Raw genomic sequence first — 21,447 nt, forward strand, 5'->3', positions numbered from 1 at the left:
TTGTGCAACTGCGGCATAATACCGAAATTTTCAACCGCACTTCCCTATTTTAGTCTGTTACACCAAATCCACGTAGTCCGACCACATGAACCTGTTCTTGGTTACCTGAAATTTTTCTCACCAGTTTATAGGTCGTCCCTTTTTCCGGGCTAATGTTTTCCGGTGCGGCAATGAGTAATTGCATATCCAACCGTTCACAAAGCTCAAATAAGGTAGAAATGGACTTACCATCAAGTCGTGCCGCTTCATCAAGGAAGAGTAAACGACAAGGGACGATATCCTTACCACGAATACGACGGCTTTCCTCTTCCCAGCTTTGTACTACCATTAAGAGAATAGACATCCCCGTACCAATTGCTTCACCGGTTGAAAGTGCGCCACTTTCCGCACGCAACCAACCGTCTGCACCACGGAATACTTCCACTTCAAGTTCAAGATAATTGCGATAATCCAAGAGCTCTTCACCGATGGTTTGAGCGCTACGTTGCCCCATATCGATGTGTGGATTAATACGTTGATACAGTTTCGCCATCGCTTCGGAAAAGGTAATACGATTGTCATTGAATAAATCTTGATATTCGTCTTGTTGTCCGGAAAGGGCATCAAGCAGCATCGCGTGTGTATCACGAATATTGACGACCAAACGAACAGATTTCACCTGACCGAAGGCAATATTTTGCAAACCTTGATTGAGCATACGAATACGATTTTGCTCACGTTGAATGGTTTTACGCATAATATTTGCCACACTTTCAGAATTAATCGCCAATTTTTTCTCACGATCAGTGAGCTCTGCCGTCAAACGTGAAAGTTCAATTTCCATTTGTTCAATGGCATCAATCGGATCATCTGTTTTGATAATGTCTTGACGAATACGCTCACGCAAATGCTGATAAACAGCAATAAAGAAGCGAACTTTATTTTCCGGTTTTCGGCTGTCTTCCGAGGCTCTCAAGCTATCCCGCAAATATTCATTATCCGCAACGGCAGTACGCAATGCCCCAAGGGCTTTATCCGACATTGAACGTAATTCATCTGCAGATAAATAAGCCAATTCACGACGGTTCAAACGTTTTTCCATGTCAGAATGACGGGATAACCGTAAAACCACACACCAACTCACTTTAGCGGCTACCACTAACTCCCGTTGGGTTTTATAATCACGTTCGGCTTTACGAATACGACGATTTAAGTTTTCCCCTTCGCTTTCAATTAATGTCAGCTGTTTTTCGACATATGAACGGCGTTGTCTGCTGGTTGAGAGCTGTTGATGTAATTCATCACGGCGAAGGCGAGCCCGCTCCTCTGCCCCTTCATCTGCTCGAACCCCTAATTCGCTCACCTCATCCATTAATTCTTTTAATAGCTGATTTTTGCTCTCATAAGAACTTTGTAATCCAATAAAGACTTGATTGTACTGGGCAAATTGGGCTTGTTTTTGACGAAGCTGTTCACGTTGTGTATCACGTTGTACTTGCATCAATTCTAAACGCTTACGTAATTGTTCGTTTAATTCAGAGGTTTCCGCCTGGCCTGCATCTTCATAGGCAAAATGCGGTTTACGTTGTACCACATCGGCTAATGTAAATACCCGTTGTTGCACCTGTTTTTGACGTTCTATTGCTTGTGCCAACTCATTTTTTAACTTGTCATGATTTTCCGGATCACTTTGCAGTGTATTCGCTATCGGCTCTAATTGTGACAACGTATCGCCATATTGACGAATAAATAATTCGTCTTGTTCGGCAAGATCTAATTGCTCACGACATTCCTCAATGCGATCAAGTAACGCTTCATCCGCCAACACGCCTAATTGAGGAATCAATTTATTGAGTAATTGCATTCTCTCTTTTGCGTTATCTAATTGAATGCGTATCTGCTGCTCACCGCTGTTAAATTGATTTAATTCACGATCAATGTCATTACGTTCACGGTTGATTTCCGCCATCACGTCTTCAGGGTTGGGTTGAAATGCCAAGGCCAAATGTAAACCAACAAATTGGCTAAAATGTTCGTGTAAACGCTGGCATTTTTGTACATCAAAGGCGATTTGTGCGTAATCTTCCGCCACTTCATCCCGTTCGATTTGTAAGGCTTCTAAATGCTTTTCACGAGCCGCCCTGCCAAATAATGGAATTTCGGGGAATTTAGAATAACGTAATTCACGTTCTGACACTTGCACTACCACACCAAGTTCAAGCTCTTGGGCGGATAATACGCTGTCATCAAAGGCGGTAGGATCACCCTCAATTAAATAAAGATCATCCGGGCAATCATCCAATTGGGCTAATTGTTCTCTTACAATGTTGAGATCCCGCACCACAATCGCATGACGTGCAGGCCCATAAAGGGCTGAAAAATATGGTGCATCCTCAATGGGAACATCGTCATAGAGTTCAGAAAGCAATACCCCGCCAAAACGTTCTGCTAGAGCATTTAAACGAGGGTCTTCAGAACCGTCCGGCTGGCTCAAGCGGGTAATTTGCTCATCTAATTGTTGTCGTTTTTGGTCAAGTTTGTCACGTTGTATTGTCAACTCACGCTCTTTGACGAGTTGAGCCTGCATAAAATTCATCACATCTTGACTATGTTCAAAGGTTTTACCACTTTGCTCTTCTAAACGCTCTAAGGCAGATTGAGCCATTAGCCAAGCCGGTGCTTTGCGCGCATTTTCCTCATAAAGTGCGGTTAAATTTTCACGTTTTTGACGAAGCGTTGAACGGTTTTCCACTTGTTCGGAAAGGGTTGCTGATAGGTCCTCTACCAAGGCTTCTTGCTCAGTATAATATTCTTCTAATTCCTCAGCAGTTTCTAAATTGAGATTAGCCCGTTGATTAAAATCATTCAGTAATTTGACCGCACTTTGTTGTTGGGTATAACGTTGTTCAAGCTCATGTAATTTTCCACGAAGCGGTGCGGTTTGTTGGGCTTGCAATTTTTGGCTTGGATATTCACGCAATAATACTTTAGCGCTTTCCCAAGCGGCTGAACGTGGGAGATCACCGGCAATTTTACAAACCAACTGATAAGCTTTATCGAATTGAGATTTTGCCGCTTCAGAAATTGACATCTTGTGCTCTAATTCCAGCACGGTTTCCGTCAAACTTTCCGCATGGGCTTCAAACTCTGCATGATAATCTTCAACATTTTTTACACTTAATTCCGCTAATCCACATAGGGTTTTGGCTTTTTCCAATGCGGCAATTGCCTGTTGATATTGCAAAGCCCGGGTTTGCTGGGCATCAAGTGCTTGTTGATAATCGGCAAGTTGTGCACGAACCGCATCAATTTCAATTTCTGTTTGCTCAAATTGAGCCTGGCTTTCTTCTAACGCCTCATTTGCATTTTCTACAACGATTTTCTGCTCTTCCAAACGTTCGGAAAGTTCAGCGACATCTTCTTGATAACGTGAAATTTTTTCTTGATGACGTAACGCATTGAGCACTAAATTCAAATGATCTACGGCACTTTGGTGATCCACCTCTAAGGTGCGTTCATTTTCTGCCAATTCTGCCGCTTCACGGCTTAAATCAATCAAACGATGCTGCGATAAATCTTGCTCGGCTTTAGCGTTATACCATTCACGGCGTGATGCTAATGCGGTTTCAATATTGCCACGGCGTTCGTTGGCATTACGCATATAATCTGATGCCACATAATTGGTGGTTTCTGTAATTAAATGTTTGAATAAATCACGATCAGATTGGGTAACTTTAATCGCTTCCAAGGTCATTCGGTTTTCACGCAATGCACTTTCCATATCTTGGAACGCTTTGCGGACACCTAAATTTTCCGGTAATAAATAATCTCGCAAAGAGCGGGTGATGGCACTGGAAATACCGCCGTATAAAGAGGCTTCAATGAGTTTATAGAATTTACTACGATCAGAGGAAGAACGTAATCGTTTTGGAATAATACCAAGATCAAACATCATCCCGTGGTAGTCAGTAATGGAATGATATTGTTTAAATTGCGCCCCAAGATGTTCAATTTTCTCTTTGAGTTCATTTAAGTTCAGCACACGGGCTTGACGCTCACCGACGGTTTCAGTAAAAAGTGCGGTAGGATTTTGGGATAATTCAACCCCTTGAATAGAAAAGGTTTTTAAATCGACTTTTTTATCCCGACCGGCCACTTGTTGCAGACGAACACCGACAAGAATACGTTGATGACGGGAATTTATCGTATCTAATACCGCATAACAAACTCCCGGACGTAATTTACCGTGTAGCCCTTTATCTCTCGATCCACCCGTAGAACCGGCCTCTGTGGTATTACGGAAGTGAAGTAAGGTTAAATCCGGAATAAGGGCGGTCACAAACCCCGCCATCGTGGTGGATTTTCCTGCACCATTCCCCCCAGAAAGCGTGGTGACCAGTTCATCCAAATCAAAGGTACGGGCAAAAAAACCGTTCCAGTTAATGAGGGTTAAAGAACGAAATTTTCCACGTTCAACGCTCTGTTGAGCCTGATTAAACGCACTTGAGATAAGATGAGCCTCTGCTGTTTCAGTATTGATTTCGCTTGCCTCGTTTTCTAACCCGATTTCATTTTCTAATTCTAAAACATCAGACATTATGCTTGTTCTCCATCAAATTCTTCGTCAATTTCATCCGCACTTTCGACTTCTTGTTCGGTTAACTGGGCTTGTTTTTCCAATTCGAGGGATTCCGGTGTGGCGGCTTCCCCATCACGAATTAAGCGAACTTGCGCTTCCAACGGATCATCACCGGTGCGCACTTCTGCACCAAAACGGAAGACGGATTCGGAAATCGTGAATTTACCGCTGTTTTGTTCACCTACGGTTTGAATCATCCCTAAACGGCGCAATCGCCCTATTGCCGCTCTCACTTTTTCAGCCAATTTTTGTTTATCTAAATCAGAACCACTTGAACGTTGATTGACGGCTTTTAATAATTTGTTTTCATCCGCAAGATTTAATAATTCATCATACACTTCCTGTGTGCTAAAAATGCCCTGCTGTGCTAAACGTTCCGGACTTAAATAGAGATAACACAAGACTTTTCCCACTAACATTTCCAATTCAGAAAGCACAGAACGGGCGATGAGTGTTGTGGCTTTTGGACGAAGATAGAAAAAACCTTCCGGTGCTCGAATTAACTCCACATTATAGCGACGGTAAAAACCGTCTAATTCATTTTGAAAATCCATTAAAAAGGCATGGTTGTCTAAATGCTCTGTGCTGATATGACGGCCTGAACGCAACAGGCTGTCCACCGCCGGAAATAATGGGTTGGCAATCGCTGTGGCGAGTTTTGGGGAAATTACATCTTGAAGGTTATCTGTCATGGTTTATTTCTCTTATCCTTATGTCCTATATAGAAGGATGATTAAATCTCTTTTAAAATTGACCGCACTTTAATACTTATTAATGATGTGAGCCTGCACCTCGGCACCATGCTGATTAATGGCCTGCCAATGGGCATAAATACCGGCTAAATCATCCTTTGCCATCCCTAATCGTACCGCTTGATCAACAATAATTCGAGCCACATCAAAATGGCGGGAAAGCGGATAATTTTCGAGCTGTTCACGGAGTACCAAGCTCAAATCAATCGGACGATCATGCTCACGATATTGAATGAGCAGGTTTTGCATATGGTCAACAATTTGATCATACACATCGGCTAAGGATTCGTATTGTAGCGCCTCCGGTAATTCACCTAGGGCATCATCTTCACGCAACACCATTTCCTCATCACGCAGATCCACCAAACGCTCTGCCTGTGCTGTCCATAAAAACCAAGGGTGATCAAAATAATGATGAATAGACTGGCGTAAACGTTGTGAGAATACCCGATTTTTATCCATATCAATGGCGGTTCGAATAAATTTATGGACATGGCGATCATAACCAATCCACAAATCAATGGCTTGTTGCCCCCAGCTGATAATTCGGTCGAGCTTTGATTGTAAATCAGTGATTAACTGATCAATAAAATACAAATCATCACGTCCAATCACGCAATCTTGGATACGCAGTAATTGGGCTTGAAGTTTATCTCCTGCCGCATTCAAAGTATCTTGTAATTCTCGGAGATTGCCAGATGTTTCATCCAACAGACGTTCACAACTTGAAATCGCCGCTTGCCAATCTTTGGTTAAAAGCTCTGCAATTTCCTCTTTAATGCTTTGTTGATTTTCATCCATAATGCGTTGTGAAAGATCAATGCTATCGAAAATCTCCGCCACGGAATATTTTAACGGAGCAAAGACGTTCTTACGCCAATAATGCTCACTTTCACGATTTTCAGCCCCTTCCTCTGCAGCATTAGAGGCTCGTTGAATTTCATCCGCCACAATGGACAGTTGTACGGAAAGGCGTAAAGTGGAAAATTCGCGCTGACGGATATAGTAATCAGAAACGCCTACACCGAGTGGCGTTAAACGATAAATCGCCAATCCTTCGGTAAACTCGCTACTAAAACGGTTTAACAAACGCTGTTTTACCAATTCATTAATCGCATTATTGGCGCGTGTTGCAATAGCCTCAGTGGATTGAGCAACGGCACTCATAGTGTGGCGAAAAATATCCACCAGATCGGCTTCTAGCATTTCGCCATCTAAACGTTCATTGTTATAAATGGCAATTGCCAGCAAAAAAACCAAACGTTCAGTGGGTAAATTCAATGAAAACTCGCGCTCTTTTGCCCAAGAGACGAGTTCGGGGATAGTTTGTGATGTTTCAATCATTGAAATGATAACGCGTTAAAATTGAACAAAAAATTGGGGCAATTATACAGGATTTTTTATCAATCTTAAAAATCTTCTTTTGAATTGACCGCTCTTTCCCTTTTTCACGTATAATATGCCCCTTTTATAAACAAGTAAAAAAACAGAATGAGCGAATTAACCCAACAAGAAAAAAAACAAAACTATCATTTCAATAAATTACAAAAACGCTTGCGCCGCAACGTGGGCAATGCTATTGCGGATTTTGGTATGATAGAAGACGGCGATAAGGTGATGGTGTGTTTGTCGGGGGGGAAAGACAGTTATACCTTATTGGATATATTGCTCAATTTAAAACAAAACGCACCCATTCATTTTGATATTGTTGCAGTCAATTTAGATCAAAAACAACCGGGCTTTCCTGAGCATATTTTACCCGCTTATTTACAAGAAATTGGGGTGGACTACAAAATTGTTCAGGAAAATACCTATGGCATTGTGAAAGAAAAAATTCCAGAAGGGAAAACCACCTGTTCACTCTGCTCTCGCCTACGCCGAGGCATTTTATATCGCACGGCAACCGAATTGGGCGCAACCAAAATTGCCCTTGGACATCATCGTGATGATATGTTGGCGACCTTATTTTTGAATATGTTTTATGGCGGAAAAATGAAATCTATGCCGCCTAAATTAATTTCAGATGATGGGAAACAAATTGTGATTCGCCCCCTAGCCTACTGTAAAGAAAAAGATATTGAAAAATATGCGATGGCTAAAGCATTTCCGATTATCCCTTGTAATTTGTGCGGTTCACAGCCTAATTTACAACGCCAAGTGGTAAAAGAAATGCTGAATACCTGGGATCGTCAATACCCAGGGCGTTTAGAAACGATGTTTAGCGCTATGCAAAACATCACGTTGTCACATATGTGTGATCCCACATTATTCGATTTCAAAGGTATTCGCTACGGACAATCTCTTGAGGGCGTTGAAGGCGATACGGCTTTTGATGATGAACAAATCCCCCCAATGCAATTTGAGGATGAGGATCAAAGCGATTTTTCTCATCATGAAATGATTAGCGTTAAAGAAGTGAGTTGATATGTTAAAGATAAACGACACCACATTAGAAACCGATAACGCCGGCTATTTATTAAATAGTCAACAATGGAATGAAGAGGTGGCTCGGGCAATTGCGGCACAAGAACAGCTTGAACTTACGCCAGCTCATTGGGAAGTGATTTATTTTGTGCGTGATTTTTATCAAGAATACAACACCTCCCCTGCTATACGTATGTTGGTCAAAGCGATGGCAGAAAAATTGGGAGAAGATAAAGGCAATAGTCGCTATTTGCAACGTTTGTTTCCTGAAGGTCCCGCCAAACAAGCCACAAAATTAGCGGGCTTGCCAAAACCGGCAAAATGCCTATAAATTCTGATTAACCGCATAGAAAAGTGCGGTTATTTTTTCGTTTAATTTGATAAAATATCGTCCAAAACCCACCGCACTCTTAATGCTTGCTTATGATAAAAGATCCTTTTGAAGAATATATTCGACATATTGATGCCAGTAAAAAAGAAAAGGGCTACGCATGGCAAACGGCTATTGGTTTGCAAGACGTCGATGGATTAAAACCTTCCCGCTATTTGATTGATACCGCTATTAAAAATATTGAAGGTGAGATCACTATTGATACGGCAGAACATTGGATAACGCAATATTATGAACAAAATCCGGTGTCGCAAGATGAAAACCGCACAGAGGAAGCGGATAAAGTGGCGGTACGCATCGCTCGGTTATTATCTGAACCCGCCTTCTCTTTTAATGTTCAACAATATCTGTCTATCCATAAGTATCTTTTTCACGGTATTTATCCGCACGCAGGTCAAATTAGAACCTTCAATATGACAAAAAAAGAGTGGATATTAAATGGCGATACTGTTTCTTATGGGAGTGCTTTAGAACTGCGTGAAACCTTGGAATATGATCTTATGCAAGAAAAGAAATTCCGCTATCAAGGGCTTTCCATTGATGAAATGATTGAACATTTAGCCTTATTTGTTTCACGGTTATGGCAAATTCATATTTTTGCTGAAGGGAATACGCGCACTACTGCCGTATTTTTTATTAAGTACTTAAAAACATTAGGTTTTTATGTAACAAATGATAGCTTTGCTGAAAATTCGTGGTATTTTCGTAATGCATTGGTACGGGCTAATTACAATAATTTTGCCAAAGGTATTTATGAAACGACCAAGTATGTTGTGATGTTTCTTCGTAACTTATTATTAAATGAACATCACAGGTTAAGCAATCGTCAACTCCATGTTCATAGCACAAGTTATCTTATGGCAACACAGGTTCAAAAAGATTCATTAGCGGTCAATGAAACAAAACAAGAATACATAAAACAGGATATTCAAACTAGACATCAGGACTTTTCTATTGGAAAACAGGACATTGATGGCAAAAAACAGGATGTTGAGCCAATTTTTTCTCATTTTTTACCTGAAACAGCATTTTCCGGAAAAACAAAACGAAACATTCAAACCTTGCATCAAGCTGTTAAAAATGAGATTTTCTCTCGTGCAGATGTGATTAAACATCTTAACCTCACCCCTTCCCCCGCTTCTGAGTTACTACGAAAAATGCAGTTAACAGGCATTATCGAAAAGATTAGTGGGCAAGGAAAAGGAAAATATCGATTTATTTAACACTCAATCAAAATCAAACTTTGTACTGCTCTCAGCCAAAAAAGTTTAATTCATTACAGCTGATCTTGGTTCCATTATGAGTATGATTATCCGTCACCTCAATGTTTTTTCTTTGAATTGAAAATGTTTGTGTGTTAGCAACCGATTTATATTTTATTAAAGACTCATTTCAATCGTTTGTAGTCTAATATTTAGTCATAAAAAAATCTACACCTTAATCAGTTGGGTGTTTAGTCCAACTTTTGGGGTGCAGATCAATATAGTGCCTAAAAATAATTAACCGTTAATAAATTTTTCACCTAATTCAATATCTGCTCGTAATGTCGGAAGCATTGCCTCTAATGCACTTTGTTCAAATTCACTGAGTGGACCAATTGGAAGAATTTCTTCTACCCCTGCTTTACCCAAACGAACCGGTTGTGCAAAGAAACGTGCATATTTACCATCCCCTTCCACGTAAGCACATTCTACAACGGTCTCACCATTTAAACCTTTTACTAATGAACGGGCAAAGCGTGCTGCTGCTTGAGCCATAGAAAGCGTAGCCGATCCGCCTCCGGCTTTTGCCTCTACCACTTCAGTACCTGCATTTTGAATACGTTTTGTTAACGGGGCAATTTCTTCTGCAGAAAATTCAGCATAAGGCACTTGAGAAAGCAATGGAAGAATCGTCACGCCTGAATGTCCCCCAATAACAGGTACTGTCGTGCGAGAAACATTTAAGTTTTTCAACTCTGCGACAAAGGTTTCAGAACGGAGAACATCTAGAGTTGTTACGCCAAATAATTTACGCTTGTCATAAACCCCTGCTTTTTTCAATACTTCTGCTGCAATTGCCACCGTGGTATTGACCGGATTGGTAATGATACCCACACAAGCATTTGGACAAACTCTGGCCACTTTTTCGATTAAACTACGAACAATACCGGCATTAATATTGAAAAGATCAGAACGATCCATACCCGGTTTACGTGCCACACCAGCAGATATTAATACGACATCTGCATCTTCAAGAGCAGGACTTGGATCTTCACCGGAAAATCCTTTTACTTTAACCGCAGTTGGAATATGACTTACATCGACCGCCACACCGGGAGTGACTGGCGCAATATCATAAAGTGACAATTCCGTTTCTGCCGGTAGCTGTAATTTTAATAATAGCGCTAATGCCTGACCAATACCGCCGGCTGCACCTAATACTGCAACTTTCATATTTACTCCTTAATTAAATGAATGAGACGAGTGAATTTTAAAAGGTTAGTTCATAAATTACAAACACAGAAATTCAATTATGAGATCTAGTTCAAATTTCTCTCCATAAATCTTTCTCTTTACAAATTCATCTTGGATTTCAGTTGCATATTTTGCATTTTTATGCAACGCTTATGCAAAATTAATATTTCTCAAGGTCAAAAGTGGATAACTTAACAAAAGTATTTAAAGAATTACTTAGCCAAGAACGTTTTTCCTCGCAAGGTGAAATTGTTGAAGCGTTAAAGAGTCAGGGTTTTTCCAGTATTAATCAATCAAAAGTTTCACGTATGTTGAGCAAATTTGGAGCGGTACGTGCACGCAATACAAAAATGGAAATGGTTTATTGTTTGCCAAATGAATTAAGTGTACCGGCGACAAGTAGCCCGTTAAAAAATTTAGTATTGGATATCGATCACAATGAATTTTTAGTCGTTATTAAAACAACGCCGGGAGCTGCACAGCTAATTGCACGCTTGCTCGATTCCATTGGAAAACCTGAAGGTATTCTTGGCACAATTGCTGGTGATGATACTATTTTTATCACACCAACACGCACAACCTCAATTTCAACGCTGATCGAACGTATTCAAAACTTGTTTGAAAATTCACTCTAATGAATATTCTTATCACCGGTGGAACTGGATTAATCGGACAAGCGTTAGTTTCTGCACTTTTGCAAAAACAGTACCAACTTACTCTACTGGTTCGCCATGAAAAAAAAGCAACCGCCTTTTTTCCGCAAAAAAAGCTACGGTTTTTGACCGCACTTTCTTCCTTTAAAAGTTTAGATGAATTTGATGTGGTCATCAATCTTGCGGGAGAGCCTATTTTTGCTAAGCGTTGGACAAAGATACAGAAAAAGAAATTGGTTGATAGTCGGATCAAATTAACACAACAATTAACACAATTAATCAATGCCGGTATAAATCCCCCTCGATTTATCTCAGGCTCAGCAACCGGAATCTATGGCGATCGTTTAATTCAAGCCCTCTCTGAAACCAGCCCTATCGCTCACAACACATTTGCTGCACAGCTTTGTCAGGCATGGGAAAGTGTCGCATTGCAGGCTAAAACTAAGGTTTGTCTTCTTCGTACAGGTATAGTGCTTTCACCTCAAGGGGGGGCATTACAAAAAATGCTTCCGCTCTATCGCTGGAATTTAGCCGGTCCTTTAGGTTCCGGCACACAATACTGGTCATGGATTGCTTTGGAAGATATGGTGAGAGGGATTTTATTTCTTATGGAACATCCTCAATGCCATGGGATCTATAATTTAGTGTCTCCACAACCGGTAACGAACAAAATATTCAATCAACAACTTGCCCAATCTCTAAAACGTTGTGCCCCCTTCCCAGCCCCTTCTTTTATATTAAGACTTATTTTAGGTGAACGAGCCAATCTTTTACTTGAAAGTCAAAAGGTTTATCCTACACGGCTTCTTGAAACTGGATTTCGTTTTCACTATGAAAATTTAACCCAGTATTTGACCGCACTTTTCCCTCCAAAATAACATAAAAAAACGCACCTTGATGATTGGTGCGTTGTGTTTGTTTACCAAATTTAGTCGTTGCTGCTTGAGAAAATTGAAAGCAATCTTAACAAGCTTAAGAACAAGTTATAAATCGCCACATAGATACTCACAGTTGCACGAATATAATTGGTTTCTCCACCGTGAATGATATTACTGGTTTCATACAAAATAGTCATCGTTGAAAAGACAACGAACAATGCACTAATCGCAATGGCTAATGCCGGCATTTGGAAGAAGAAACTTGCAACCATACCGAGTAAAAGCACAATGAAAAGCGCAAACATTGCCGTTGCAAGGAATGACATATCTTTTTTTGTTGTCAATACATAGGCAGAACAAGCAAAGAAAACAATTGCTGTACCGGCAAATGCCAACATCACCAAGTCTTCCATACCGTTTGCGACATACATATTGAGAATTGGCCCAATGGTATAGCCCATAAAACCGGTAAAGGCAAATGCCGCTAAAATACCTGCCGGGCGGTCAGCCAAACGATGGGTAATAAAAAGTAAGCCATAAAAGCCGACTAATAACACAATAATGTTTGGATAAGGCAAATTCATCGCCATAGAAATATAGGCGACAACTGCCGAAAATGCCATTGTCAGTCCAAGCAAGAAATAAGTATTACGAAGCACTTTATGAGTACTTAGTAAGGATTCTTCTCTTGAATCAACAATAATGCGTGATTGCATAAATGCTCCTTATGATATAGTTAAACGCGAGTGATAAAGTAAGGGCGAGCGGGTAAAAAGTCAATGCCTAACAGAAAAAATTATTATTTATTTCAGCTAAAAAGAAAGTTAAACAAATAAATAAACATATTATTTATGTTTTACCATTTTTCTAATGCGACCTCATCCGATTTTCTCGCCTCAACCCAACGTCCACCTTTGTCAGTTTGTTCTTTTTTCCAAAAGGGCGCTTTTAACTTGAGGTAATCCATAATAAATTCATTGGCTCGATAAGCTTCACCGCGATGTGCAGAACTGACCCCAACCAACACAATTTCATCACCGGTATTGAGTAAACCTACCCGATGAATAACAGCAACCCGCTGAATATCCCAGCGTTGTTTTGCTCTCGTGACAATGTCACGCAAAGCTTTTTCTGTCATGGCGGGATAATGCTCTAAATAAAGGCTGGAGACCCCATCGCCTAAATTAAGATCACGTACTTTTCCCACAAAAATCACTGTCGCTCCAACAGAATGAGAGGCCGAAAGCCAATGATAAATGGCATTTTGATCAAATTCTTCTTCCTGTACGGCAATGTGAATTTCCTGCATCTTACCCCCCCGTTACCGGTGGGAAAAAGGCAATTTCATCACCGGATTTAATCTCACTTTCAAGGGGCATAAGTGTTTGGTTAATCGCCACAAGGGTTTTGCCTTTTTCTAAAGCCAATGCCCATTTATCCCCTTTTTGGCTGAGGTGGTCACGCAAGGCTTCTGCGGTGGAAAATATCTCTTCCACTTGAATTTCATCTCTACCAATCAATTCACGGGTTTGTGCAAAAAATAACACCTTTAACATTTATTTCTCCACTAAAAAATGACCTGATTTTCCACCGCTCTTTTCCAATAATCGAACATGCTCAATCACAATATCTTTTTGTACTGCTTTGCACATATCATAAATGGTTAACGCCGCAACACTTGCCGCCGTTAGGGCTTCCATTTCTACGCCGGTTTTACCGGTCAGTTTGCAAAGGGATTCGATACGAACCTGATTATATTCCACTAAAGGTTCAAGGCTGACTTCTACTTTAGAAAGCAATAATGGATGGCATAAGGGAATGAGTTCCCAAGTGCGTTTTGCTGCTTGAATGCCGGCAATGCGAGCCGTAGCAAATACATCTCCTTTGTGATGTTCACCTTTTAAAATCATCGAAAGTGTTTCTTGTGACATAGTCACAAGTGCTTCAGCTCGCGCTTCACGCACGGTTTCAATTTTGCCGGAAACGTCCACCATATTGGCTTCGCCCTGGCTGTTGATATGGGTAAATGTTGTCATAAATTTAAAAGTGCGGTTGAATTTTGAAAAAATTTTGATTTATCATTCGTTTAGCCACCAATGGAAGCAAGATGTTGACGAATTCCACTATCGCCTTGGTGTAAATAATGATGTTCACGTTTGCCTTGTAAAGCGACAAAAATTCGGGCTTGTAAAAGCGATTGCTGTTCGTCAGATTGCAACAAATCGCGCAATTCAATGCCTTCTTCACCAAATAAGCAAAGGTGCAATTTTCCTTTTGCCGAAACCCGTAAACGATTACAGCTTGCACAAAAGTTTTTTTCATAAGGCATAATTAAGCCGATTTCCCCCATATAATCAAGGTGTTTAAACACTTTAGCCGGTCCGTCTGTTAAGGATTTTGGTTGCAGAGTCCAACCTTTTGCAAGCAGTTTCTCGGCTAAAATATTGCCCGAAAGATGATAACGCTGAAAAAAAGTATCCATTTCACCGGTTTGCATAAGCTCAATAAAACGCATTTGAATGGGGCGATCTTTCACCCAAGCTAAAAAGCGGTCAAATTCAATGTCATTTAATTGTTTCATTAATACGGAATTGACTTTTACTTTCTGATAGCCCACGTCAAAAGCGAGATCAATACCACGCATCACCTCATCAAATTTATTAATACCGGTAATATGATAAAACATTTTAGGATCAAGGCTATCTAAGCTCACATTAATCGAGCTAATTCCAGCATTTTTCCAAGCTTTCACGTCTTTTGCCATACGATAACCGTTTGTGGTTAATGCCACCTGACGAATACCTTCAATTTGTGCAATGTGCTCTGCAATAGTGAGAAAATCTTTTCGTAAGGTCGGTTCGCCACCGGTTAAACGGATTTTCTCTGTCCCCATATCGGCAAAGGCTTGCGCAAGGCGTGTAATTTCAGTAAGGGTAAGAAAATGAGGCTTATTGGCTTCAGGCTGATAACCGTTAGGTAAGCAATAATTACAACGAAAATTGCACTGATCGGTAATCGATAGCCGCAAATAATAATAAGTACGCTGAAACGCATCAATTAAACGTGCGTCCCCCACGTTTTTAATGGGAATAGATTGCATGTGACACCTTTCTAAAATGGAGAGGACAAGCCGTTTCCAGCGTATCCCTGAATAACAAATAGCGTTATTGGCATTGCCGTCATATTCCTCACCCAAGTATTTTCACCAAAGAGGAACTTAGACTAAACAAGCTCGGAGTTATGCGATAAAATTGGCTCGCATTTTAAAAGATACTGAGTAAAAAAAGCAAGGCATCTGCCCTTCTTGTTCAAAATTTCAATAAATTCTTTTAAATCAATTATATAAATAAATATATAATGTATGACAAATTAATCCATTCTAGGTAGAAAGAGAGCGTTTATGTCCGATTTAACCCCACACCGCCATTATGACTATTTAAATGATTTACGCGTTGTCGCTATTGGTGGCGGTCATGGATTGGGGAGGGTGATGTCGGCTCTTAGTTTTATGAAAGAACGCTTAACCGGTATTGTTACCACCACAGATAACGGCGGCTCAACCGGTCGTATTCGCCAGCAGCAAGGGGGGATAGCTTGGGGCGATTTACGCAATTGCCTCAATCAAATCATCATTGAACCGAGTACCGCTTCTGCCCTCTTTGAATATCGCTTTGGGGGCGATGGGGAATTAGCCGGCCACAACCTCGGCAATTTAATGCTAAAAGCCCTTGAAAATATGCACATTCGTCCTTTAGATGGGGTGAATTTAATTCGTGATTTGTTGCGGGTGAAATCCCATTTAATTCCTATGTCGGAAAGCCCGGTGCATCTCGCCGCCAGTACTGGGATTGGAGCAAGCATTGTGGGGGAAGTGAGTATTGATAATTTAACCGAACTACCCCAATCCCTCTTTCTTATTCCCCTTGTTCAAGCCACGCCGGAAGCGGTTTATGCTATTGAACAAGCGGATGTGATTTTATTCGGCCCGGGAAGTTTTTTAACCAGTATTATGCCGCCGCTACTTTTATCCGATATAAGCAGCGCACTTCAAGCAAGCTCGGCAAAGAAAATTTTTATTGATAATTTAGGGGTTGAACTTGGTGCAGCGGCGACCCTTTCTTTACAAGATCGCCTTCAGTGGATTCACCGAACCCTCGGTGCAGAAGTATTAGATGGGGTCATCACACCAATCGGCAAAAAAAGTGCGGTCGATTTTTCCTCAATTTCTTCCGTTAAGGTGTTAGAAAAACGGCTAAATGCCGATGATGTCAGTTATCGCCATGACCGCACATTATTGGCAAAAGCCATTGATGAAATGTTGGAAGAATTAAATCACTGCTCTTCCTAAATAAGAAAGTGCGGTCAAAATCAGCTTATTTTTTCGCGAATACGAAAACATTTGAAAAGCCGTTTTCTTTCAGATAGAGGGCTTGCAATTTACTCATTACACCACGTTCACAATACAAAGCATAATTTTTGCTTTGATCAAGTGAACCAAATTGTGATGAAAGTTTATAAAACGGCATTAAGATCACTTCGTGGTGATTTAGTTCAAAGGGGTTTTCATCGGTTTCTTCCGGGCTTCTAATATCTAAAATAATATCATTTTCCCCCAGTACAGAAAGCGCATCAACGGAAATTACCTCTTTTTCCGTTTCTTCTGCAATTTGACGAATATCCAAATATTGGGCATGTTGTACCGCACTTTCTAAGATCTCAAAATCAAAATGTCCTTCTTCTGCCAAAATCTTGTCACGCACCGCTTTAATCGTTGGATTTTTGGAAATTACGCCACAAAACTCCGGTATCGATTTGGCAATATCGTCTGTGCCAATTTCTTTCGCAATAGCGATAATTTGTTCTTTATCATGGGTGATGAGTGGGCGTAAAACCAACGCTTCGCTGGCTTCATCAATTAAACGTAAATTAGTGAGGGTTTGGCTGGAAACTTGCCCTAATGCCTCCCCGGTGACAATGGCTTCAATATTTAAACGAGCCGCCACTTTACTTGCTGCCCGCACCATCATTCGTTTTAACACCACGCCCATTTGTCCGTTATCGACTTTTTCTAAAATTTCACCAACAACCCCTTCAAAATTGATGGCAATAAAACGGACTTTGTGAGATGAACCATAACGTTGCCAAATATGATAGGCCATTTGCTTCACACCGATTTCGTGTGCAGCGCCGCCTAAATTAAAGAAACAATAATGCACCCGTGAGCCACGGCGAATGAGCATATAACTTGAAACACCAGAGTCAAACCCGCCGGAAATTAAAGAAAGGACATCTTCTTGTGTACCAATAGGATAGCCACCAATGCCGGTGTGACGTTTTTTCACCAGCATCATTTTGTCATCTTCAATATCAATACGCACTGTCACATCAGGATTTTTCAATTGCACTTTGGCACTTTCAATATGTTGGTTTAACCCGCCTCCGATATAACGCTCCGCTTCAATGGAGCTAAAGGTATGTTTTCCTTTGCGTTTAACCCGTACACAAAAGGTTTTGTTTTGGAGTTGGGCTTCTACATCGGCAAGGGTCAATTCGAAAATATGGTGTAAATCCGTGAAAGGTTTTTCTTCCACTTCAAGAAAATGATGGATCCCCGGAATACGTTGTAACAAGTCAATTAAGGCATCACGATGTGCATCATTTTTTGACCGCACTTCAATGTAATCCCAATGACGTACCACAGCGGTTTCTTCATCATATTTTTGTAAAATATTGCGAATATTACTGGTAAGAATTTTAGCGAAACGTTTACGCACGCTTTCGCTTTTAATCATAATTTCGGGAAAAAGTTTAACAATAAATTTCATAAGGATTGAGCATAATAAAAAATGGCGAATATTTTACGCAAAGCGGAAGAAAAGTCCATACAACGAGATGGCTTATCATACTCATGCCTATTTTTTGAAATAAATTTTTAACATCCCTTAAAATTACAGTACAATACCCTTTATTTTCCCATAAATAAGGTGGATTAAATGGCTCGAAAATCGGCTTCCTCTCCAGATTTTGAAAGCACATTGGCACAGTTAGAAACCATTGTTTCCCGGCTGGAAAGTGGCGAATTACCCTTAGAAGAATCCCTAAAAGAATTTGAACAAGGAATTCAATTGGCTCAGCTCGGGCAGGAACGTTTAAAACAAGCCGAACAGCGTATTCAAATTCTATTACAAAAAAGTGATACTGCGCCTTTGAGCGAATATGAGGGGAAGGAATAATGCGCCCCTTTGCCCAAGAACTCAAACACGTTCAACAACGCATTAACCGCTTTTTAGAGTGTCAATTTGAGGGAATTGAAAGCCATCGTGCCCCTCTGCTTGAGGCAATGAAATATGCTTTGTTATTAGGGGGGAAACGAGTTCGCCCTTTTTTGGTTTATGCGACAGGGAAAATGCTCAATGCGAACGAACAATCTCTTGATTACGCCGCAGCTGCCGTTGAAGCCATTCATGCTTATTCCTTAATTCACGATGATTTACCGGCAATGGATAATGATGATCTCCGCCGAGGGCATCCCACCTGTCATATCGCTTTTGATGAAGCCACTGCCATTCTTGCCGGCGATGCCTTACAAAGTTTTGCCTTTGAAATGCTCACTCAACCCCCTTATATTTCCTCGGAACAGAAACTGGCTTTGGTGCAAATTTTAGCCCACGCATCCGGTGTACAAGGAATGTGTTTAGGACAGAGTTTAGACTTAATTTCAGAACACAAACAAATTACCTTACAAGAATTAGAATTAATCCATCGTAATAAAACCGGAGCATTGCTGACTGCCGCATTAAAACTGGGCTTTATTTGCTCGCCGCATTTTTCCAATCAATCCTTAGAACAAAGCTTGACCCGTTATGCCGATGCCATTGGCCTTGCCTTTCAAGTACAAGATGACATTTTAGACATTGAGGGAGAGCGCGCAGAAATCGGTAAACCTGTGGGCTCGGATTTAGATCTGGATAAAAGCACTTACCCTAAATTACTCGGCTTAGAAGGAGCAAAACAAAAGGCGCAAGATTTATATCAAACGGCATTGAGCGAATTGGATAACATTCCTTTTGATACGACCGCACTTCGTGCTTTGGCGGAATTTATTATTACGAGAAAAAGTTAATGAAGACCCTATCACTGATTTAAGTGAAAAGTGCGGTCAAAAATCACAAATTTTTTGGAATAACTCACAATGAACAACTACCCTCTTTTATCTTTAATTAATTCACCGGAAGATCTGCGTCTTTTAAATAAAGAGCAACTCCCACAACTTTGCCAAGAATTACGCAATTATCTTTTAACCTCCGTTAGTCAAACCAGCGGTCATTTAGCCTCCGGGTTAGGAACGGTAGAACTGACCGTTGCACTCCATTATGTCTATAAAACGCCTTTTGACCAGCTCATTTGGGATGTGGGTCATCAGGCTTACCCTCACAAAATCCTTACCGGTCGCCGAGATCAAATGTCCACTATTCGTCAAAAAGACGGTATTCACCCCTTTCCTTGGCGGGAAGAGAGTGAATTTGATGTATTAAGTGTCGGTCATTCTTCCACTTCTATTAGCGCAGGGCTAGGTGTAGCCGTTGCGGCAGAACGTGAAAATGCCGGTCGTAAAACCGTGTGTGTCATTGGCGATGGGGCGATTACAGCGGGGATGGCATTTGAGGCACTCAATCACGCAGGCGCATTGCATACCGATATGCTGGTGATTTTAAATGACAATGAGATGTCGATTTCAGAAAATGTGGGCGCACTCAATAATCATCTCGCCCGTATTTTCTCCGGTGCTTTTTACTCCACTGTTCGTGACGGTAGCAAAAAAATTCTTGATAAAGTGCCCAGCGTGAAGAATTTTATGAAAAAAACCGAAGAACATATGAAAGGCGTGATGTTCTCACCGGAAAGCACCCTGTTTGAGGAACTGGGCTTTAACTATATCGGGCCGGTGGATGGGCATAATATTGATGAATTGGTGGCGACCCTCAGTAATATGCGCAATTTAAAAGGGCCTCAATTTCTCCATATCAAAACCAAAAAAGGAAAGGGCTACGCCCCGGCTGAAAAGGACCCTATCGGTTTTCACGGTGTACCGAAATTCGATCCTACAAGCGGTGAATTACCTAAATCCACTGCCAGACCAACCTATTCGCAAATTTTCGGTGATTGGCTTTGTGAAATGGCCGAAAATGATGCCAAACTGATTGGGATTACCCCTGCAATGCGTGAAGGTTCCGGTATGGTGGAATTTTCTCAGCGTTTCCCAAAACAATATTTTGATGTGGCGATTGCCGAACAACATGCCGTCACTTTTGCCGCAGGCTTAGCCATTGCCGGCTATAAACCGGTTGTGGCGATTTATTCCACTTTCTTGCAGCGGGCCTACGATCAATTAATCCACGATGTCGCCATTCAAAATCTTCCTGTTCTCTTTGCTATCGACCGAGCAGGGATTGTGGGGGCTGATGGTCAAACCCACCAAGGGGCATTTGATTTAAGTTTTATGCGTTGTATTCCGAATATGATCATCATGACCCCAAGTGATGAAAACGAATGTCGCCAAATGCTTTATACCGGCTATCAATGTGGCAAACCTGCGGCGGTGCGTTATCCACGGGGCAATGCGGTAGGGGTTGAATTATTGCCATTGGAAGCCCTGCCGATTGGTAAATCCCGCCTTATTCGTGAGGGAAAAAATATTGCTATTTTAAATTTTGGCACATTACTCCCTGATGCCTTAAAAGTGGCAGAAAAACTGGATGCCACCGTGGTAGATATGCGTTTTGTCAAACCCCTTGATGTGGAAATGATCAATGTGCTTGCACAAACCCACGATTATTTAGTCACCTTAGAGGAAAACGCCATTCAGGGCGGTGCAGGTTCCGCTGTGGCAGAGATATTAAATTCATCGGCAAAACCAACCGCACTTTTGCAACTCGGTTTACCGGATTTTTTTATTCCACAGGGGACACAGCAAGAAATGCTTCATGAATTACAATTAGATGCACAAGGCATTGAGGCAAAAATTCTTGCTTTTATCAATAACGAATAATCATTAAAAAGTGCGGTCATTTTCACCGCACTTTTCCTCTATCCCGATATTATGTAGCAAATGCACAAAATAGAAATTTTAACCAAAACGTAGGGACACACTGCGTGTGTCCGTTATAGAATCAAATTATTTCAATAGGTTAAAATTCGGACACACGCAGTGTGTCCCTACCGCTTTTCCCAAAAAAATCGCCTTTTCAACGGCTCGAAATCTGAAATTTAGCCCT

General features: G+C 41.0%; 19 protein-coding genes and 1 riboswitch. Of the genes, 9 read left to right on the forward strand and 10 right to left on the reverse strand.

Translation table 11 applies throughout. The annotated features are described in order from the left end of the window. Positions 1-49: 49 nt before the first annotated feature. From mukB to mukF, 3 genes are all read right to left on the reverse strand, one after another. On the reverse strand, positions 50-4,576 hold the full coding sequence (gene mukB / locus BKK50_RS05465) for a chromosome partition protein MukB (protein WP_077416096.1): 4,527 nt from the start codon (positions 4,574-4,576) through the stop codon (positions 50-52). Beyond that, positions 4,576-5,310: a chromosome partition protein MukE gene (gene mukE, locus BKK50_RS05470; RefSeq protein WP_077416098.1), complete on the reverse strand. Its 735-nt coding sequence runs from the start codon at positions 5,308-5,310 to the stop codon at positions 4,576-4,578. The genes mukB and mukE overlap by 1 nt, the downstream gene beginning before the upstream one ends. Before the next feature lie 69 nt (positions 5,311-5,379). Then, a complete protein-coding gene (gene mukF, locus BKK50_RS05475; RefSeq protein WP_077416100.1) occupies positions 5,380-6,714 on the reverse strand; it encodes a chromosome partition protein MukF in 1,335 nt (444 codons plus the stop codon). Between the two features lie 147 nt (positions 6,715-6,861). Between mukF and ttcA the strand changes: the two genes are divergently transcribed. The 3 genes from ttcA (at position 6,862) to BKK50_RS05490 (ending at position 9,408) form a co-directional block, all read left to right on the forward strand. After that, entirely contained in the window at positions 6,862-7,794 is a 933-nt protein-coding gene (gene ttcA, locus BKK50_RS05480) for a tRNA 2-thiocytidine(32) synthetase TtcA (RefSeq protein WP_077416102.1), read from the forward strand. A 1-nt stretch (position 7,795) separates the two neighbouring features. Beyond that, positions 7,796-8,125, forward strand: a complete 330-nt coding sequence (locus BKK50_RS05485) for a TusE/DsrC/DsvC family sulfur relay protein (RefSeq protein ID WP_077416104.1) — start codon at positions 7,796-7,798, stop codon at positions 8,123-8,125. Between the two features lie 92 nt (positions 8,126-8,217). Beyond that, complete coding sequence (locus tag BKK50_RS05490) at positions 8,218-9,408, forward strand: Fic family protein (RefSeq protein WP_077416106.1); 1,191 nt, start codon at positions 8,218-8,220, stop codon at positions 9,406-9,408. A gap of 276 nt (positions 9,409-9,684) precedes the next feature. Here BKK50_RS05490 and mdh read toward each other — a convergent pair whose 3' ends face one another. Next, positions 9,685-10,620 (reverse strand): malate dehydrogenase, encoded by a 936-nt coding sequence (gene mdh / locus BKK50_RS05495; RefSeq protein WP_077416108.1) that lies wholly within the window; start codon positions 10,618-10,620, stop codon positions 9,685-9,687. A 203-nt stretch (positions 10,621-10,823) separates the two neighbouring features. Between mdh and argR the strand changes: the two genes are divergently transcribed. Both argR and BKK50_RS05505 read left to right on the forward strand, forming a co-directional pair. Next, a complete protein-coding gene (argR, locus tag BKK50_RS05500; RefSeq protein ID WP_077416110.1) occupies positions 10,824-11,276 on the forward strand; it encodes a transcriptional regulator ArgR in 453 nt (150 codons plus the stop codon). After that, the gene (locus BKK50_RS05505; protein ID WP_077416112.1) at positions 11,276-12,172 is read left to right on the forward strand and encodes a TIGR01777 family oxidoreductase; all 897 of its coding nucleotides are present in this window, start codon (positions 11,276-11,278) and stop codon (positions 12,170-12,172) included. Before argR ends, BKK50_RS05505 begins: the two co-directional genes overlap by 1 nt. Before the next feature lie 50 nt (positions 12,173-12,222). Here the strand turns inward: BKK50_RS05505 and BKK50_RS05510 are convergent, their stop codons facing one another. From BKK50_RS05510 to moaA, 5 genes are all read right to left on the reverse strand, one after another. After that, positions 12,223-12,888 carry a Bax inhibitor-1/YccA family membrane protein gene (locus tag BKK50_RS05510; RefSeq protein ID WP_077416114.1) on the reverse strand — a complete coding sequence of 222 codons (666 nt, stop codon included), beginning with the start codon at positions 12,886-12,888 and terminating at the stop codon, positions 12,223-12,225. Between the two features lie 140 nt (positions 12,889-13,028). Further along, a complete protein-coding gene (moaE, locus tag BKK50_RS05515; RefSeq protein WP_077416116.1) occupies positions 13,029-13,481 on the reverse strand; it encodes a molybdopterin synthase catalytic subunit MoaE in 453 nt (150 codons plus the stop codon). A gap of 1 nt (position 13,482) precedes the next feature. Beyond that, positions 13,483-13,728 (reverse strand): molybdopterin synthase sulfur carrier subunit, encoded by a 246-nt coding sequence (moaD, locus tag BKK50_RS05520; protein WP_077416118.1) that lies wholly within the window; start codon positions 13,726-13,728, stop codon positions 13,483-13,485. Then, positions 13,729-14,208, reverse strand: a complete 480-nt coding sequence (gene moaC, locus BKK50_RS05525) for a cyclic pyranopterin monophosphate synthase MoaC (RefSeq protein ID WP_077416119.1) — start codon at positions 14,206-14,208, stop codon at positions 13,729-13,731. A 50-nt stretch (positions 14,209-14,258) separates the two neighbouring features. After that, positions 14,259-15,272: a GTP 3',8-cyclase MoaA gene (gene moaA, locus BKK50_RS05530; RefSeq protein WP_077416121.1), complete on the reverse strand. Its 1,014-nt coding sequence runs from the start codon at positions 15,270-15,272 to the stop codon at positions 14,259-14,261. Next, a riboswitch (molybdenum cofactor riboswitch) is annotated at positions 15,261-15,422 on the reverse strand. Its footprint overlaps the gene before it by 12 nt. 150 nt (positions 15,423-15,572) lie before the next feature. On the opposite strand from moaA, the gene BKK50_RS05535 reads away from it, so the two are divergent. After that, entirely contained in the window at positions 15,573-16,520 is a 948-nt protein-coding gene (locus tag BKK50_RS05535) for a gluconeogenesis factor YvcK family protein (protein ID WP_077416123.1), read from the forward strand. A 25-nt stretch (positions 16,521-16,545) separates the two neighbouring features. Here the strand turns inward: BKK50_RS05535 and thiI are convergent, their stop codons facing one another. Continuing rightward, positions 16,546-17,997, reverse strand: coding sequence for a tRNA uracil 4-sulfurtransferase ThiI (gene thiI / locus BKK50_RS05540; RefSeq protein ID WP_077416125.1), 1,452 nt, complete (start codon positions 17,995-17,997; stop codon positions 16,546-16,548). Positions 17,998-18,165: 168 nt separating this feature from the next. Between thiI and xseB the strand changes: the two genes are divergently transcribed. From xseB to dxs, 3 genes are all read left to right on the forward strand, one after another. Next, the gene (gene xseB, locus BKK50_RS05545) at positions 18,166-18,405 is read left to right on the forward strand and encodes an exodeoxyribonuclease VII small subunit (protein ID WP_077416128.1); all 240 of its coding nucleotides are present in this window, start codon (positions 18,166-18,168) and stop codon (positions 18,403-18,405) included. Beyond that, a complete protein-coding gene (gene ispA / locus BKK50_RS05550) occupies positions 18,405-19,295 on the forward strand; it encodes a (2E,6E)-farnesyl diphosphate synthase (protein ID WP_077416130.1) in 891 nt (296 codons plus the stop codon). Before xseB ends, ispA begins: the two co-directional genes overlap by 1 nt. 69 nt (positions 19,296-19,364) lie before the next feature. Beyond that, on the forward strand, positions 19,365-21,221 hold the full coding sequence (gene dxs, locus BKK50_RS05555; protein ID WP_077416132.1) for a 1-deoxy-D-xylulose-5-phosphate synthase: 1,857 nt from the start codon (positions 19,365-19,367) through the stop codon (positions 21,219-21,221). Positions 21,222-21,447 lie beyond the last annotated feature (226 nt).

It is taken from the genome of Rodentibacter rarus (assembly GCF_001998965.1).
GTDB lineage: Bacteria > Pseudomonadota > Gammaproteobacteria > Enterobacterales > Pasteurellaceae > Rodentibacter > Rodentibacter rarus.

Excerpts from the sequence above, each read along its gene's own strand:
- mukE (WP_077416098.1), bottom strand. The coding sequence starts at position 5,310 with ATGACAGATAACCTTCAAGATGTAATTTCCCCAAAACTCGCCACAGCG.
- ttcA (WP_077416102.1), top strand. The coding sequence starts at position 6,862 with ATGAGCGAATTAACCCAACAAGAAAAAAAACAAAACTATCATTTCAAT.
- dxs (WP_077416132.1), top strand. The coding sequence starts at position 19,365 with ATGAACAACTACCCTCTTTTATCTTTAATTAATTCACCGGAAGATCTG.
- moaA (WP_077416121.1), bottom strand. The coding sequence starts at position 15,272 with ATGCAATCTATTCCCATTAAAAACGTGGGGGACGCACGTTTAATTGAT.
- mdh (WP_077416108.1), bottom strand. The coding sequence starts at position 10,620 with ATGAAAGTTGCAGTATTAGGTGCAGCCGGCGGTATTGGTCAGGCATTA.
- thiI (WP_077416125.1), bottom strand. The coding sequence starts at position 17,997 with ATGAAATTTATTGTTAAACTTTTTCCCGAAATTATGATTAAAAGCGAA.
- moaD (WP_077416118.1), bottom strand. The coding sequence starts at position 13,728 with ATGTTAAAGGTGTTATTTTTTGCACAAACCCGTGAATTGATTGGTAGA.
- BKK50_RS05535 (WP_077416123.1), top strand. The coding sequence starts at position 15,573 with ATGTCCGATTTAACCCCACACCGCCATTATGACTATTTAAATGATTTA.
- BKK50_RS05505 (WP_077416112.1), top strand. The coding sequence starts at position 11,276 with ATGAATATTCTTATCACCGGTGGAACTGGATTAATCGGACAAGCGTTA.
- moaE (WP_077416116.1), bottom strand. The coding sequence starts at position 13,481 with ATGCAGGAAATTCACATTGCCGTACAGGAAGAAGAATTTGATCAAAAT.
- moaC (WP_077416119.1), bottom strand. The coding sequence starts at position 14,208 with ATGACAACATTTACCCATATCAACAGCCAGGGCGAAGCCAATATGGTG.
- BKK50_RS05485 (WP_077416104.1), top strand. The coding sequence starts at position 7,796 with ATGTTAAAGATAAACGACACCACATTAGAAACCGATAACGCCGGCTAT.
- xseB (WP_077416128.1), top strand. The coding sequence starts at position 18,166 with ATGGCTCGAAAATCGGCTTCCTCTCCAGATTTTGAAAGCACATTGGCA.
- ispA (WP_077416130.1), top strand. The coding sequence starts at position 18,405 with ATGCGCCCCTTTGCCCAAGAACTCAAACACGTTCAACAACGCATTAAC.
- mukB (WP_077416096.1), bottom strand. The coding sequence starts at position 4,576 with ATGTCTGATGTTTTAGAATTAGAAAATGAAATCGGGTTAGAAAACGAG.
- mukF (WP_077416100.1), bottom strand. The coding sequence starts at position 6,714 with ATGATTGAAACATCACAAACTATCCCCGAACTCGTCTCTTGGGCAAAA.
- BKK50_RS05490 (WP_077416106.1), top strand. The coding sequence starts at position 8,218 with ATGATAAAAGATCCTTTTGAAGAATATATTCGACATATTGATGCCAGT.
- BKK50_RS05510 (WP_077416114.1), bottom strand. The coding sequence starts at position 12,888 with ATGCAATCACGCATTATTGTTGATTCAAGAGAAGAATCCTTACTAAGT.